A 15,084-nucleotide genomic window follows, 5' to 3' on the forward strand; every position below is an offset into this window, starting at 1 on the left:
GGATAATCCGTGTGGAACGACGCTCGTACTACCAACCTGATCGCCAACACGCTAGCCGTGCTGGCGGTTTGCGCCATGCTCATCGCGGGCGTGGTGTGGGTAGCGCAACGCCCGTTCTTCACGTTGACGGCCATCGAGCTGGAATCGATGCCGGACACCGAGCTGCACTATGTGTCTCCGCAAGCGGTGCGATCCGCCATCGCGGGGCGCTTCAAGGGCAACTTCTTCACGGTGGACCTGGACGACGCGCGCGAGATCTTCGAATCGGTGCCGTGGGTGCGCCATGCCACCGTGCGCCGGATCTGGCCCAATGTGCTGCGCGTGCGCATCGAGGAACAGCAGCCGCTTGCGCTGTGGAACGAGAACCAGATGATCAACACCTGGGGCGAAGCGTTCACGGCGAACACGGGCGAGGTGGACGACGAAACCGTACTGCCGCAGTTCTCCGGGCCCGAGGGCACGGAGCCGCTCGTCGTGCAGCGCTACGCCGAGCTGGCGCGCTGGTTCGCGCCGCTGGACATGCACGTCAAACAGCTGGAGCTCAGCCCGCGCTACGCCTGGCGGGTGGTGTTGTCCAACGGCATGATGCTGGACTTGGGCCGCGATCCGGGCGCCGATGCGCCGGACCCGCATGGCCTGCCCGGCGCGCTGCCGTTCGCGGCCCGAATTCAACGCTTTGTGCAGGCGTGGCCCGCCGTGTCGGGACGCCTGGAAGGGCGCACCATCACGCAGGCCGACCTGCGCTATCCGAATGGTTTCGCCCTGGCGCTGGCTCCGTTGCCCGCGTCGGAAACCAAATCCAAATCCACACCGAAACCTCCCAAGAAACGCTAACGCCATGACCCGTGACATCAAGGACCTTATCGTCGCCCTCGATATCGGCACCAGCAAGGTGGTGGCTGTGGTGGCTGAAATTTTGCCCGAAGGGCGATTCGAAGTGCTCGGCCTGGGCCAGCACGAATCGCGCGGCATGCGCAAGGGCGTGGTCGTCAATATCGAGACCACTGTGAATTCCATTCAGCGCGCGCTTGAAGAAGCCGAGCTGATGGCAGATTGCAAGATTCGCGACGTCTACACCGGCATTGCCGGCAGCCATATCCGCAGCTTCAATTCCAGCGGCATGGTCGCTGTGAAGGACAAAGAAGTCACCGCCACCGACGTTGCCCGCGTCATCGAGACCGCCAAAGCGGTGAACATCCCGACGGACCAGCAGGTGCTGCATGTGCTGACGCAGGAGTTCATCGTCGACGGCCAGGAAGACATCCGCGAGCCCATCGGCATGAGCGGCCTGCGCCTGGAAGTGCGCGTGCACATCGTGACGGGTGCGGTCAGCGCCGCGCAGAACATCGTCAAGTGCGTGCGCCGCTGCGGCCTGGAAGTGCAAGACCTGATCCTGCAACCGCTGGCATCCAGCCTGGCCGTGCTGACTGCCGACGAGAAAGAACTGGGCGTTGTGCTGGTGGATATCGGCGGCGGCACGACCGATGTCGCCATCTTCACCGGCGGTGCGATCCGCCACACCGCGGTGCTGCCGATTGCCGGTGACCAGATCACCAACGACATCGCCGCCATGCTGCGCACGCCGACGCCGGACGCTGAAGAAATCAAACTGCGCTACGGCGTGGCCAAGCAGGTGCTGGCCAGCCCGGACGAGTCCGTGGAAGTGCCGGGCCTGGGCGACCGTGGCCCGCGCCAAGTGAAGCGCCAGGCGCTGGGCGCCGTGATCGAGCCGCGCGTCGAAGAACTGTTCACGTTGGTGCAGCAGGTGGTGCGCGATTCCGGCTACGAAGATTTGCTGGCCTCGGGCGTGGTCCTGACCGGCGGGTCGGCGCAACTGCCCGGCATGATCGAACTGGCCGAGGACGTGTTCCTGAAGCCGGTGCGCGTGGCGGTTCCCGAATATGAAGGCAGCCTGGCTGACGTGATGCGTAATCCGCGCTTCTCGACGGTGATGGGCTTGTTGCAGGAAGCACGGATGCAGCGTGTGCGCGGCCGCAAGGTCGCCGCCCAGACCGGCAATTTCAAGAGCCTGCTGGCGCGCATGAAGGAATGGTTTATGAATTGAAAGGTGCAGGTAGGGGCCTGCTCCTTGGTGTGACTCGCGGTTGTTTTGCGGGGCGCGCCAGAAAGAGGAGGCGTCTCAAACCCGTCGCGGACCTATGTAGTCGGCATCGGCTTTGAGGCGATTCACAAAATATAGGTTGTTGGGGAATTTTTGTGATTTGCAAAATCGGACTTGTGAGGGAGTCATCATGATGAACTTTGAGATGCTTGAGAACAACACCAAAGGGACCGTAATCAAGGTCGTTGGTGTGGGCGGTGCGGGCGGCAATGCTGTCGCGCACATGATTCGCAGCGGCGTGCACGGCGTGGATTTCATCTGCGCCAACACCGATGCGCAGGCACTGGCGGCGACCAACGCCCCGGTGCAAATTCGTCTGGGCCGTACTGGCCTGGGTGCGGGCGCCAAGCCCGAGCAAGGACGTGCGTCGGCTGAAACCGCGCGCGAGGAGATCCGTGCTGCGCTGAACGGCGCTCACATGGTSTTCATCACCGCYGGCATGGGCGGTGGCACCGGCACCGGCGCAGGTCCGGTCGTGGCCGAAGTGGCGAAGGAACTGGGCATTCTGACCGTGGGCGTGGTCACCAAGCCTTTCACGTTCGAAGGCAATAAGCGCCTGAAGATGGCCGAGGACGGTATCTCGGAATTGGCCAAGCACGTGCATTCGCTCATCGTGGTGCTCAACGAGAACCTCTATGAACTGATGGACGAGGACGCGACGCAGGAAGACTGCTTCCGTTCCGCCGACGACATCCTGCACAACGCTTGCGCGGGTATCGCCGAAATCATCAACGTCGAAGGTAACGTCAACGTCGACTTCGAAGACGTGAAGACGATCATGGGCGAGCAAGGCCAGGCCATGATGGGCACGGCATCGGCTTCGGGCGCAGACCGCGCTCGCGTCGCTGCCGAGCACGCCATTGCTTGCCCGCTGCTGGAAGGCGTGGACCTGAACGGCGCTCGCGGCGTGCTGGTCAACATCACCGCCAGCCGCACGCTGAAGATGCGCGAAACGCGCGAAATCATGGAAACGATCCGCAGCTACGCTTCGGACGACGCCACCGTGATCTTCGGTACGGCCTATGACGAGTCGATGGGTGAAAACCTGCGCGTGACCGTGGTGGCAACTGGCCTGGGCCGTGCGCAAGCGCGTCCGCAGCTGGTGCAGAACACCGCTGAGGTGCTGCGCACCGGTACCGACAACATGCCCATGGGCACGATGCCGGCCGGTCAAGGCGGCGATTACCGCAATCTGGACATGCCGTCGGTCATGCGCAATCCGCGCAGCCAGGCGTCGGCCCAGGTGCGTGCACTGGAAAGCTCGGGTATGGATCACTTCGACATCCCGGCGTTCCTGCGCAAGCAGGCGGATTGAACCTAAGAGCCGGTCACAGGCTCTAATCGCACTCCCTCATCTCCGGCTCGCCTGTCCCCGCGGGCGAGCCGGAGGCGGAGCGGTCCGTGTTTCCCTTGCACGGTTCAATTAAGGGACGGAGGTATCGGTCGATCCGGGCGCACGTTGGCGTCATGGGTCGGACAGCGTTACAATACGTCAGTTACGCCGGCAATCTGTTCTCTTCGTGCCGGCTTCTTGGCTCCAAAGCACCTAAGTCTCATGTTCCGACAACGCAGCATTCAGAATCTAGTCCGCACGACAGGCGTCGGCGTCCACTCCGGACGGCGGGTAGAACTCACCCTGCGTCCGGCACAACCCAATACCGGTATTGTTTTCCACCGCGTCGACCTGCCCGAGGTCGTGGACCTGCCCGCGCAGGCCACTGGCGTGGGCGATACGCGCATGGCGTCCGTCCTCCAACAGGGCAACGTCCGCGTCTCCACGGTGGAGCATCTCATGTCGGCATTGGCCGGCCTGGGTATCGACAACCTGCATATCGACCTCACTGCCGAAGAAGTCCCCATCATGGACGGCAGTGCGGCTACGTTTGTTTATCTGTTGCGCTCGGCGGGCATCGTCGAGCAGAACGCGCCCAAGCAATTCATCCGCGTCAAAAAGACGGTGGAAGTGCGCGAAGGCGAAGGCCGCAACGAGAAATGGGCCCGCCTGGAACCCCACGAGGGTTACGCGCTGGCGTTCTCGATCGACTTCCGCCACCCCGCCATTGATTCCACGGCCAATTTCGCCGAGATCGATTTCGCCACGCACTCGTATGTGCGCGAGATCGCCCGTGCGCGCACTTTCGGTTTCGTGAACGAAGTGGAAGCGCTGCGCTCGATGGGCCTGGCCCGCGGCGGCAGCCTCGACAACGCGATCGTCATGGACGAATACCGCGTGCTGAACAGCGACGGCCTGCGCTACGACGACGAATTCGTGAAGCACAAGATCCTGGACGCCATCGGCGACTTGTATCTGCTGGGCAAACCCTTGGTGGCGCGCTATGTGGCGTGCAAGTCGGGCCACGGCCTGAACAACCAGCTGGCCCGTGCGCTGCTTGCTCAGCAAGACGCCTGGGAACTAGTCACCTATGAATCGCAGGCTGAAGCGCCGCAGGCCTTCCGCCACGAATGGAAGCTGGCATAACGCCGCTTTCTGATCGGGCCTGAACCGGGGAGTGTCCCCGGTATCCTCATCAGGCCCCTGCTTAAGGATGGCGCTGGCCGCCATCCCTTAGCGCAAAAACCGCCATCCGGTTGCAAACCATCGGGTCTAAACCCCCCAGAACTTGGTTTCGCTTCGTTTCCGGACGCCCCAGGCGCCGGACAGGGCCGGATAGCTTCAGCTACTCTTGTGATGCTTCAAGAGCTTGGCGACTGCGTCTGCCAACGGGCCCGGACGCAGCGTGTCATGTAGCGATTTGAACGCGCCCAGCGCGGTGTCTCCCAGCGGTTGCGCCTCTTTGGGGGGCAGCGGCTGACGGGCGCCGGGCTTCGGTAAACCCGCTTGTACCTTGACGGCAATTTCGTTAAGGTTCCAGCCTTGGTCGGCCAGGGCGCGCGCCACGCGCGGCGCCAATTGCCGCATCTTGGCGGCATGAGCGGCGCTGGGCACCACCAGATGCAGGCACTGGTTTTCCAGCTTACCGACCTGGCAGACAGCACCTAGCGGGGCGGGCAGAACCGCCGCCACCGCATACTGAATTTGCAAGTGCTTGCGGGCAGTCGCCAACACTCCGGCGCCCCGCATGTCATGACCCAGCCATCCCAGAGCGGTATTTTCTTTCCGCCGGCTGGCACTGGAACGTTGACGGTATGAAGTGGGTCTATTCATCCCGGCTATAAAGATTTAGGAAGCACACCTTGAAAATCGTGATTATGCACGCCCGCGACGGGCGGGACGGGCATTTCACCCTGGGAGGAGCGCGACTGGCGTTGTTTCTCGGGGCCGCGCTCGTGACGGCAGCCATCTTTGGCGCCGCGCTACAACGATACCTTACTCCCATGCTGCCGGCGGTTCAGACCGTGGGGTGGCCGCTGGCCACTCAGCCGGGCCGGGACACTGATTTCCTGCGCGGAAACATGAACTTGCTGGCTGCCAAAGTCGGCGCGTTGCAGGCCAAGCTGGTCAGCATCGACGGCCTGGGCCAGCGCGTGGCCAAAGTGGCCGGCGTGGCCTACACGGACCCGGAGCTGGCCAAGCAATTGGCCGTGGCCCAACCCGAAGCGCTGACGCAGCCCGAAGCCACGCAGGTCATGGACGACCTGTTCACCGACCATCCCCCGCCCAGCGCGGCGTCGGCCGAAGCCTTGGGCCGCCAACTGGACGAAATCCAGGCGCGGCTCGCCCAGCAGTCCGACAACCTGAAGCTGCTGGATGCGGCGCTGACCAAGCGGTCGGCGGATCAGGCCCGCATGCCGACCGCGATGCCGATTACCGATTACCCCTATCTGAGTTCGTCCTACGGCTGGCGCCGCAACCCGGTGACGGGGCGCACGGCCATGCATGAAGGGCTGGATTTCGCGGCCCCGTCGGGGACGCCGATTCTGGCGGCCTCTGGGGGCGTGGTGCTGGAAGCCAAGTTCCAGCCCGGCTTTGGCAACATGGTCGAGATCGACCATGGTGATGGTTTGATCACGCGTTACGCGCATGCGTCATCGCTGATGGTCAAGCAAGGGCAGCTTGTCGAGCGTGGCCAGCAAGTGGCTCGCGTGGGCAGTTCGGGGCGGTCTACCGGCCCGCATTTGCACTTTGAAGTCCGCCTTGCCGGACAGCCGCTGGACCCCCGATTGTTCCTGGGTTCGCAGCAGCCCGCGCCGCCCGCGGTGGCGCAGGCAACGACAAATGAACCTGCGGCGCGCTGACCGGTCCAACAGGACAATGAAAGCACCCTGGTCATAGATCCAGGCTATTACGCTCCAGGTGCGTTAAACTGGTTCGTTTCCCAGCGGACCCCCGCTCAACCAATAACATCAAAAGTCACGGGCGACGCTGCCCAGGCCTTATGCAGGCGCGGCGTGGTACGTGCGGCCGACATACGCATGGTTTCTCTGCTCAAAAAACTCATAGGTAGCCGCAATGACCGGCTGCTTAAGCAGTATCGCAAGCTGGTAACCCAGATCAATGGGCAAGAGCCCAAGATTTCCGCGCTTTCCGATGCGGAGCTGGCGGCCAAGACCGACGAATTCCGATCCCGATACGCTCAGGGGACTTCCCTGGACGACCTGCTGCCCGAAGCCTTCGCCGTGGTTCGCGAAGCCGGCAAGCGGGTATTCGGCATGCGCCACTTCGACTCTCAGTTGCTGGGCGGCATTGCGCTGCACAGCGGCAAGATCGCCGAAATGCGCACGGGGGAAGGCAAGACGCTGATGGCGACGCTGCCCGTTTACCTGAACGCGGTCGCCGGCAAGGGCGTCCACGTCGTGACGGTGAACGACTATCTGGCCCGCCGTGATGCGGAATGGATGGGGCGCCTGTACCACTTCCTGGGCATGACCACGGGCGTGGTGGTGCCGCAGCAGCCGAACGAAGAAAAGAAGGCCGCGTACGCTGCCGACATCACGTACGGCACCAACAACGAATTCGGCTTCGACTACCTGCGCGACAACATGGAATACCGTGTTGAGGACCGCCGCCAGCGCGTGCTGTTCTACGCCATCGTCGACGAAGTGGACTCGATCCTGATCGACGAAGCCCGTACGCCGCTGATCATCTCCGGCCAGGCCGAAGATCACACCGAGCTCTACATCCGCATGAACGCGGTGCCGCCGCTGCTCAAGCGCATGGCCACCGAGCCCAAGCCGCAGGAGCCGGAACCCGAAGGTGATTACTGGGTCGACGAAAAGAGCCAGCAGGTCTATCTGTCGGAAGCCGGCCACGAGAACGCCGAAGCCATTCTGGCCCGCCTGGGCATCTTGCCCGAAGGCGAGTCGCTGTACGACCCGCGCCACATTGCGCTGATGCACCACCTGATGGTGGCTCTGCGCGCCAACAACCTGTTCTTCCGCGACCAGCAGTACGTCGTGCAAGACGGTGAAGTGGTGATCGTCGACGAATTCACGGGCCGCCTGATGGTGGGCCGCCGTTGGTCCGATGGCCTGCACCAGGCCGTCGAAGCCAAGGAAGGCGTGAAGATCCAGCACGAGAACCAGACGCTGGCGTCGATCACGTTCCAGAACTACTTCCGCATGTACGAAAAGCTGTCCGGCATGACCGGTACGGCCGACACGGAAGCGTACGAATTCCAGGAAATCTACGGGCTTGAAACGGTCATCATCCCGACCAACAAGCCCATGATCCGTAAGGATCAGAACGACCAGGTCTTCAAGACCGATCCGGAAAAGTACAACGCAATCCTGGAAGACATCCGCGATTGCCACGAGCGCGGCCAGCCCGTGCTGGTGGGTACTACCAGCATCGAAAACTCCGAGCTGCTGTCGGGCCTGCTGAAAAAGGCCAAGCTGCCGCACGAAGTGCTGAACGCCAAGCAGCACGCCCGTGAAGCCGAGATCGTTGCCGAAGCCGGCAAGCCGGGCCACATCACCATTGCCACCAACATGGCCGGTCGCGGTACCGACATCGTGCTGGGCGGCAGTGTGGATAAGCAGGTTGACCTGATCCGCGCCGACGAATCGCTGTCGGAAGCCGAAAAGAACGCACGCATCGAACAGGTGCGCGCGGAATGGAAGCCGCTGAACGAGCAGGTCAAGGCCGCTGGCGGCCTGCGCATCATCGGCACCGAGCGCCACGAATCGCGCCGTATCGACAACCAGCTGCGTGGCCGCGCCGGCCGCCAAGGTGACCCGGGCTCGTCCCGTTTCTACCTGTCGCTGGAAGATTCCCTGATGCGCATCTTCGCGGGCGACCGCGTGCGCGCCATCATGGAGCGCCTGAAGCTGCCCGAGGGGGAACCCATCGAAGCAGGCATGGTGACGCGTTCGATCGAAACCGCGCAGCGCAAGGTGGAAGGCCGCAACTTCGACATCCGCAAGCAATTGCTGGAATACGACGACGTGGCCAACGACCAGCGCAAGGTGCTGTATTCGCAGCGTAACGACGTGCTGGAAGCTGCCAGCGTCAGCGAAACGGTGAATAACCTGCGCGACGCCGCCGTGGTTGAGATGTTCAACACCTACGTGCCGCCGGAATCTGTGGAAGAGCAGTGGGACATCCCGGCCCTGCAAAAGGCCCTGGAAGCTGATTGGCACCTGCATCTGCCGCTGACCGAAATGCTGGAAAAAGAAACCAGCCTGACGGACGAAGAGCTGCGCGAACGCGTGGTCAACGCCGCGCGCGAGGCCTACCAGGCCAAGGTCGATCAAGTCGGCACGGAATCGTGGTCGCAGTTCGAGCGTTCGATCATGCTGCAAGCGATCGACACGCACTGGCGCGAGCACCTGTCGTCGCTGGATTACCTGCGCCAGGGCATCCATCTGCGCGGCTATGCGCAGAAGAACCCGAAGCAGGAATACAAGCGCGAAGCCTTTGAACTGTTCTCGGGCATGCTGGACCGCATCCGCGACGACGTGGTTCGCGTGTTGATGACCGTGCGTGTGCAGTCGTCGGAACAGGTTGAACAAGCCGAAGCCGAAGCCGCGCAATCGCATGTGCAAAACGTGCAGTACCACCACTCTGATTACGACGAAGCATTGGCCCAGACGGAATCGGATGACGGTGCGCAACCTGTGCGCAATGCGCTGCCCAAGGTCGGCCGCAACGACCCGTGCCCGTGCGGCAGCGGCAAGAAGTACAAGCAGTGCCACGGCAAGCTCGTCTGATCAGGAAATAACGCCATGCTGCATTCTGTCGGCCACACCGAATTCGACCACGCCGTCGTCATGGTGCGTGACCGGCTGGATGCGCTGGCGCCGCACTTCGAGCGCCAGGGCTTTCACCTGAGCGACAAGGCGGTGCACAACCTGGGCTCGTGCAATCGGTTGATCGTGCTGGAAGGCACGTATGTTGAATTGCTGGGCTGGCCGGAAGGCGCGCCGCCCGCTCGCAAGGAAATCGCTGATTCTCCGTTCGGGCTGGAAGCGCTGGTGTTTCGCACCTATGACGCCGACGCCACGTATGAACGGCTGAAGGCGGCGGGGTTCGCCGTGAATCCCGTGCAGGAACTGACGCGCCCCGCGATGCTGGACGGCCAGGAAGTGCAGGCCCGTTTTCATACCGTGCGTTTTGCCGAGCAGCCCTTGCCCGGCATTCGCATGTATTTCTGCCGCCATCTGACGCCCGAGTGCGTCTGGTCTCCTGAATTGATGGCGCACCCGAACGGCGCACGCAGTCTGTTGCGTATCGACGCCCGCGCGGCGGATGCCCGTGCCGTGGCCGAGCGTCTGGCGCTGGTAGCGGACGTTATCGCCGAAGCCGCCACGGGCGGCTGGGACGTGCCGCTGGCCAATCTGCGTATTCACGTGCAGCAAGACGCTACGGCGGTTACGCCGGTGCTGTCCACGCTGACGCTGGAAAACCGCGACGGCGCCCACTACACGCTGGATACCGGCCTGTAAGACCCCATCCTGGGGTTATCCATCCCCGTTTTAAATTTTCATTCCGGTCAGGGATGCGCGCCTTTTGTCGTGCGCATTTGCGGGCAAACCCTGGTTGTGAAGCAAAGTGTATGCACTTTAGTATGCACTTCATCCCCCTTCGCCAGCCGCCCTGATGACCCATCCCCCTTCAGCCATCCGACCCGCTGCCCGGACGTCCGCCGGACAGGCGGAGCTGTATGGCGCCGTCAAGGCGATGGCGGTTCGGTTTGATTTCAAGCCGGGCGAACGCATCAACGAAGTTGAGCTGGCGCGCCGCTTGAATGTCAGCCGCACGCCGTTGCGTGAAGTGCTGAACCAATTGATGGTTGAAGGCTTTCTGACCCGCTCGGTGAACCGCGGTTTTATCGCCCGGCTGCTGGACGCCAAGCAGATCCATAGCCTGTACGAATACCGCGCGGTGCTGGAGGCCGGCATTGTGCGCGCGGCGTGCGAGCGCGCCAGCGACGAAGAACTGGCCGGCCTGCGCGCGTTCGTGGAGCGGTCGCGCGATGTGCCCGAAGACAGCGACGCCACGCGCTTGCTGGAGCTGGACGAAGCGTTCCACCTGCATCTGGCGCGCCTGTCGCGCAACGAAGAATTCGTGCGCGCCCTGGAAAGCGTCAATGCCCGCATCCATTTCGTGCGCTGGATTGACATGCAGCAGGGCCGCCGCAGCCATACCCAAGGTGAACATCTGCGCATCGTGCAGGCGCTGGAACAGCGGGATGCCGATGGTCTGGCCGGGCTGATGAGCACGCATATCGGCCGGCGGCTGGACCAGATCACCGACGTCATACGCACCGGCTTTTCAACGATTTACATGCGGGACCAGGCCGAACCCGCCACGGCAGCGCCGGCCAACACCACAACAGCAGGGGAAAAAAAATGACTCATACGATGAAGCGGATTGCAGCGAGCTTATGCGCGCTGGCCGCGGTGGGGGGCGCCATGATCGCCGCGCCCGCCGCCGCCGAAGAACGGCCATTGATCCTGGTCGTGCCGTACCCGCCGGGCGGCAGCACGGACATTTTGGCGCGCATCTTGCAGCCGCGTTTGTCGCAGCAATTGGGCGGACGCGCCGTTGTCGTGGAAAACCGCCCGGGCGCCGCCAGCCAGATCGCAACGGCTTTTGTGGCCCGCGCGGAGCCCGATGGCAACACCTTGCTGGTCAGCTTCGACAACCACGGCATCAACCCCGCCGTGAAGCCCAAGCTGCCCTACGACACGTTCAAGGACTTCGTCGCCATTTCGCAGACCGTGCGCTTTCCGCTGGTGATCGGCGCAAACCCGAACGTGCCTGGGGATAACTTGAAGGAGTTCCTGGCGGCAGCCGCCAAGGAATCGCCCAACAAATTCAACTACGCCTCAACCGGTGTCGGTTCGCTGAACCACCTGGCGCCGGAAGAGCTCAAGCGCCTGTCGAAGGTGGAGCTGCTGCACGTGCCGTATGGCGGCGGGGGGCCGGCCATTCAGGCGGTGGTGGGCGGTCAGGCCAACATGACGTGGCTGAGCTTTGCGGCGCTGCGTGGTCAGATTCAAGGCGGCAAGATCAAGCCGCTGGCGGTGGCGGGCGAAAAGCGCCTGCCCGAATTGCCGAATGTGCCAACCGTGATCGAGTCCGGCTTCCCCGGCTTTGTCGCCTATTCGTGGAGCGGCATGTTCGCGCCGAAGGGCACGCCGGAAGCCACGGTGAAGAAGCTGACGGCGGACTTCAAGGCGGTGCTGGCCGACCCGGAAATCAAGAAGAAGGTCACCGAAGCGGGCTTCGAGATCGTGGCGTCCGACGGTCCTGCGCTGGATGCGTACGTGAAGTCGGAGTACGACCGCTGGAGCGCCTTCATCAAGAGCAGCAACATCAATCTGGATAACTGAGCGGTGGCCGGCCGGACGGCTTGCCGTTCGGCCCCAACCGCGAAACACGTGGAGATGACATGGAAAATTTGACCGGCGCCGAAGCCATGGTGCGGATGCTGCAGCACAACGGCGTCAAACATATTTTTGGCCTGTGCGGCGACACCAGCCTGCCGTTCTACGACGCGCTGTACCGCCTGGACCACGGCATGCAGCACATCCTGACGCGCGATGAGCGCAGCGCGGGCTATATGGCGGACGCCTATGCGCGCGTGACCGGCAAGGTCGGCGTGTGCGAAGGCCCCAGCGGCGGCGGCGCAACGTATCTGCTGCCCGGCTTGGTGGAAGCCAACGAATCGTCCATTCCCGTGCTGGGCATTACGTCGGACGTGGCGGTGGGCTCGCGTGGCAAGTACCCGCTGACGGAACTTGACCAGGAAGCCTTGTATCGCCCGCTGACGAAGTGGAACCGCACGATTGATCGCGCTGACCAGATTCCGGGCATGGTGCGGGCGGCGTTCCGCGCTATGACGACCGGCAAGCCGGGCGCCGCGCACCTGTGCTTTCCGTATGACGTGATGAAGCAGCAAGTGGATGCGTCGGACATTTGGGCGCAGCCCGAGCACGGCCAGTTTCCGTCCATGCGCTTTGCGCCGGACCCGGCTGACGTGGCCCGCGCCGCGCAGCGCCTGATCGGCGCGCGTGCGCCGGTGATCATTTGCGGCGGTGGCGTTGTCATTGCCGGCGCCAGTGGCGCCTTGCAGGAACTGGCGGAAACGCTGAAGGCGGCGGTCTGCGTCACAGTCAGCGGGCAGGGCAGCCTGGCCGACACGCACCCGTTGAACGCGGGCGTGGTGGGTTCGAACGGCGGCGTGATGGCCACGCGTGACGTGGTGGCCGCGGCTGACGTGGTGCTGTTCGTGGGTTGCCGCGCGGGGTCGACGTCGACCGAGCACTGGCGCTTCCCGAACCGCGACGTGCCGATCCTGCACATCGATATCGACCCGATGGTGATCGGCGCCAACTACCTGACCGAAGTGGGTCTGGTGGGCGACGCCAAGCTGGCGCTGGAAGCACTGGGCGCCGAAGTGCAAGCGCGTCTGGCGCATCGCAACGCCGACGCGGTTGACGGCGCGGTGCTGGCTGGCCGCGCCAAGGCGGCCCGGCTGGCGCAACTAGAGCCGCTGGCCAACAGCCTGGAAGCGCCGATCCGTCCCGAGCGCGTCGTGCAATCGCTGAACCGCCTGCTGCCCGATGATGCGATCGTGTGCGCGGACCCCGGCACGCCTTGCCCGTATTTTTCGGCTTACTACGACGTGTCGCGCCCCGGCCGTCACTTCATCACCAACCGCGCGCATGGGGCGCTGGGCTTCTCGATGTCGGCGGCGCTGGGCGCCTGGGTTGGCCGGCCGCAGTCCAAGTGCGTGTCCGTGATGGGCGACGGCAGCTTCGGTTTCACCGTGGGCGAATTGGAAACCATCGTGCGTCACAAGGCGCCGCTCTTGATGATCGTGTTTTCGAACTCGGTCTACGGCTGGATCAAGGCCAGCCAGAAGGCGGGCTACGACCAGCGCTACTACAGCGTGGACTTCAACCGCACCGACCATGCCCGCATCGCCGAGGCTTATGGCGTGAAGGCGTGGCGCGTGGAAGATCCGTCCAAGCTGGACGCCGCGATCAAGGCCGCCATGGAGCACGACGGCCCGGCGCTGATCGACGTGGTGGCGCAGCCGTTGCAAGACGCCGCGGCGCCGGTCAGCCAGTGGATGGGCTGATGCGGCACTGCGTGGATGCGGCAGCGGTGGCGCAGTGATGCGGCATTGCGTGGATGCGGCAGCGGTAGCGCAGTGATGCGGCATCAACGCATAAAGGGGCCCTTCGGGGCCCCTTTTTTTGTGCCGGAGCGCGGCGCGCGCTCCTATACTGATCCGCTTCGGCGCGCAGGCGCGTGGTCTGCGGCACATCACAGGGGAATCGGGCATGGACTTGGGGATCAGGGGCAAGACGGCTTTGGTGTTTGGCGGCAGCCGTGGCATGGGCCGGGCGTGCGCCCTGCAACTGGCGCGGGAAGGCGTGGCGGTCACCATCGCGGCCCGCAATCCGCAGACGCTTGAGCAAGCCGCAGCCGAGATCTCGCACGAAACCGGCATCGGCGTGGGCTGGGTATCGGCCGATCTGACGCAAGCCGCCGGGCGCGATGCGGCAATGGCCGCGTGCCCGCACCCAGACATCCTGATCAACAATGCCGATGGCCCGATGCCGGGCGATTTTCGCGACTGGACGCGGGAAGACTGGATCGCGTCGCTGGACGCGATGATGCTCGGGCCGATCGACATGATCCGCCGCGTGGTCGACGGCATGATCGAACGGCGCTTTGGCCGCATCGTGAATATCGTGTCGCGCAGCGTGAAGGCGCCGCATGCGGAGCTCGGCCTGTCCAACGGTGCGCGCTCGGGCCTGATCGGCTTTGTGGGCGGGCTGGCGCGGCAGACCGTGCGCCACAACGTCACCATCAACAACCTGCTGCCGGGGGCGTTCGCGACCGATGCGCAGGTGCGCCACATCCAGGGCATGCTGGAGCAGTCCGGCGGCAAGACCTTCGACCAGCTCTGGGACGAGCGCGGCCGCGCCAACCCCGCAGGGCGCTACGGACAGCCCGAAGAAATGGGCGCCCTGTGCGCGTACATCTGCTCGGCGCACTCCGGCTACATGACCGCGCAAAACATCTTGATCGACGGCGGCGGCTACCCCGGCACGTACTGAGGATTCCCCATGGACCAGACAGACATCAAGATCCTGGCCTTGCTGCAAAAGGACGCCACCTGTTCGGTTGCTGAAATCGCCGAGCAGGTGAACCTGTCCGTCACGCCATGCTGGCGCCGCATCCAGAAGCTCAAGGACGATGGCGTTATCGCGCGCAACGCCATCCTGCTGGACCCCCGGGCGCTGGGGCTGAACCTGACGGTCTTCGTGTCCATCAAGACCAGCCAGCACAACGAGAAATGGACGCAAAGCCTGATCAACGCGGTCATGGCGCTGCCCAACGTGGTGGAGTTTCATCGCATGGCGGGCGATATCGACTACCTGCTCAAGGTGGTCGTGGAAGACATGGCGGCGTATGACCGCTTTTACCGCCGGCTGATCGGCGCGGTGGATCTGCTGGATGTCAGCGCCAGCTTCTCCATGGAGATCATCAAAAGCACGACGGAATTGCCGTTGGACGCGGTGTAGCGGCCGGCGCGCAA

At 63.7% G+C, this 15,084-nt stretch carries 13 protein-coding genes; 12 read left to right on the forward strand and 1 reads right to left on the reverse strand.

What is annotated here, in order from left to right:
* The first annotated feature begins 9 nt into the window (after positions 1-9).
* The 4 genes from AC1DSJ_RS22195 (at position 10) to lpxC (ending at position 4,601) form a co-directional block, all read left to right on the forward strand.
* Positions 10-834, forward strand: a complete 825-nt coding sequence (locus AC1DSJ_RS22195; RefSeq protein WP_054420453.1) for a cell division protein FtsQ/DivIB — start codon at positions 10-12, stop codon at positions 832-834.
* Between the two features lie 4 nt (positions 835-838).
* The gene (gene ftsA / locus AC1DSJ_RS22200; protein ID WP_006217473.1) at positions 839-2,065 is read left to right on the forward strand and encodes a cell division protein FtsA; all 1,227 of its coding nucleotides are present in this window, start codon (positions 839-841) and stop codon (positions 2,063-2,065) included.
* A gap of 187 nt (positions 2,066-2,252) precedes the next feature.
* On the forward strand, positions 2,253-3,437 hold the full coding sequence (gene ftsZ / locus AC1DSJ_RS22205; RefSeq protein ID WP_054420454.1) for a cell division protein FtsZ: 1,185 nt from the start codon (positions 2,253-2,255) through the stop codon (positions 3,435-3,437).
* A gap of 240 nt (positions 3,438-3,677) precedes the next feature.
* On the forward strand, positions 3,678-4,601 hold the full coding sequence (gene lpxC / locus AC1DSJ_RS22210; RefSeq protein WP_054420456.1) for a UDP-3-O-acyl-N-acetylglucosamine deacetylase: 924 nt from the start codon (positions 3,678-3,680) through the stop codon (positions 4,599-4,601).
* Positions 4,602-4,796: 195 nt separating this feature from the next.
* Here the strand turns inward: lpxC and AC1DSJ_RS22215 are convergent, their stop codons facing one another.
* Positions 4,797-5,204 carry a DciA family protein gene (locus AC1DSJ_RS22215; protein ID WP_082386878.1) on the reverse strand — a complete coding sequence of 136 codons (408 nt, stop codon included), beginning with the start codon at positions 5,202-5,204 and terminating at the stop codon, positions 4,797-4,799.
* 128 nt (positions 5,205-5,332) lie between these two features.
* Here AC1DSJ_RS22215 and AC1DSJ_RS22220 point away from each other — a divergent pair, with 128 nt between their 5' ends.
* The 8 genes from AC1DSJ_RS22220 (at position 5,333) to AC1DSJ_RS22255 (ending at position 15,070) form a co-directional block, all read left to right on the forward strand.
* A complete protein-coding gene (locus AC1DSJ_RS22220) occupies positions 5,333-6,319 on the forward strand; it encodes a M23 family metallopeptidase (RefSeq protein WP_054420459.1) in 987 nt (328 codons plus the stop codon).
* A 177-nt stretch (positions 6,320-6,496) separates the two neighbouring features.
* Positions 6,497-9,232 carry a preprotein translocase subunit SecA gene (secA, locus tag AC1DSJ_RS22225; protein WP_054420460.1) on the forward strand — a complete coding sequence of 912 codons (2,736 nt, stop codon included), beginning with the start codon at positions 6,497-6,499 and terminating at the stop codon, positions 9,230-9,232.
* Between the two features lie 15 nt (positions 9,233-9,247).
* A complete protein-coding gene (locus AC1DSJ_RS22230) occupies positions 9,248-9,967 on the forward strand; it encodes a VOC family protein (protein ID WP_441370485.1) in 720 nt (239 codons plus the stop codon).
* 154 nt (positions 9,968-10,121) lie between these two features.
* Entirely contained in the window at positions 10,122-10,877 is a 756-nt protein-coding gene (locus AC1DSJ_RS22235) for a GntR family transcriptional regulator (RefSeq protein WP_054420462.1), read from the forward strand.
* Positions 10,874-11,860 carry a tripartite tricarboxylate transporter substrate binding protein gene (locus tag AC1DSJ_RS22240; protein WP_054420463.1) on the forward strand — a complete coding sequence of 329 codons (987 nt, stop codon included), beginning with the start codon at positions 10,874-10,876 and terminating at the stop codon, positions 11,858-11,860. The genes AC1DSJ_RS22235 and AC1DSJ_RS22240 overlap by 4 nt, the downstream gene beginning before the upstream one ends.
* 59 nt (positions 11,861-11,919) lie before the next feature.
* Positions 11,920-13,614 (forward strand): thiamine pyrophosphate-binding protein, encoded by a 1,695-nt coding sequence (locus tag AC1DSJ_RS22245; RefSeq protein ID WP_054420465.1) that lies wholly within the window; start codon positions 11,920-11,922, stop codon positions 13,612-13,614.
* 205 nt (positions 13,615-13,819) lie between these two features.
* Positions 13,820-14,602 (forward strand): SDR family NAD(P)-dependent oxidoreductase, encoded by a 783-nt coding sequence (locus AC1DSJ_RS22250; protein ID WP_054420466.1) that lies wholly within the window; start codon positions 13,820-13,822, stop codon positions 14,600-14,602.
* Positions 14,603-14,611: 9 nt separating this feature from the next.
* Entirely contained in the window at positions 14,612-15,070 is a 459-nt protein-coding gene (locus tag AC1DSJ_RS22255) for an Lrp/AsnC family transcriptional regulator (protein ID WP_006226278.1), read from the forward strand.
* Positions 15,071-15,084 lie beyond the last annotated feature (14 nt).

The sequence above is a fragment of the Achromobacter sp. 01N37 genome (genome assembly GCF_056399725.1).

Bases quoted from the DNA above. Each gene is read 5' to 3' on its own strand.
- secA (WP_054420460.1), top strand. From the start codon at position 6,497: ATGGTTTCTCTGCTCAAAAAACTCATAGGTAGCCGCAATGACCGGCTG.
- lpxC (WP_054420456.1), top strand. From the start codon at position 3,678: ATGTTCCGACAACGCAGCATTCAGAATCTAGTCCGCACGACAGGCGTC.
- AC1DSJ_RS22240 (WP_054420463.1), top strand. From the start codon at position 10,874: ATGACTCATACGATGAAGCGGATTGCAGCGAGCTTATGCGCGCTGGCC.
- AC1DSJ_RS22235 (WP_054420462.1), top strand. From the start codon at position 10,122: ATGACCCATCCCCCTTCAGCCATCCGACCCGCTGCCCGGACGTCCGCC.
- AC1DSJ_RS22215 (WP_082386878.1), bottom strand. From the start codon at position 5,204: ATGCGGGGCGCCGGAGTGTTGGCGACTGCCCGCAAGCACTTGCAAATT.
- AC1DSJ_RS22220 (WP_054420459.1), top strand. From the start codon at position 5,333: ATGCACGCCCGCGACGGGCGGGACGGGCATTTCACCCTGGGAGGAGCG.
- ftsA (WP_006217473.1), top strand. From the start codon at position 839: ATGACCCGTGACATCAAGGACCTTATCGTCGCCCTCGATATCGGCACC.
- AC1DSJ_RS22245 (WP_054420465.1), top strand. From the start codon at position 11,920: ATGGAAAATTTGACCGGCGCCGAAGCCATGGTGCGGATGCTGCAGCAC.
- AC1DSJ_RS22250 (WP_054420466.1), top strand. From the start codon at position 13,820: ATGGACTTGGGGATCAGGGGCAAGACGGCTTTGGTGTTTGGCGGCAGC.
- AC1DSJ_RS22255 (WP_006226278.1), top strand. From the start codon at position 14,612: ATGGACCAGACAGACATCAAGATCCTGGCCTTGCTGCAAAAGGACGCC.
- AC1DSJ_RS22230 (WP_441370485.1), top strand. From the start codon at position 9,248: ATGCTGCATTCTGTCGGCCACACCGAATTCGACCACGCCGTCGTCATG.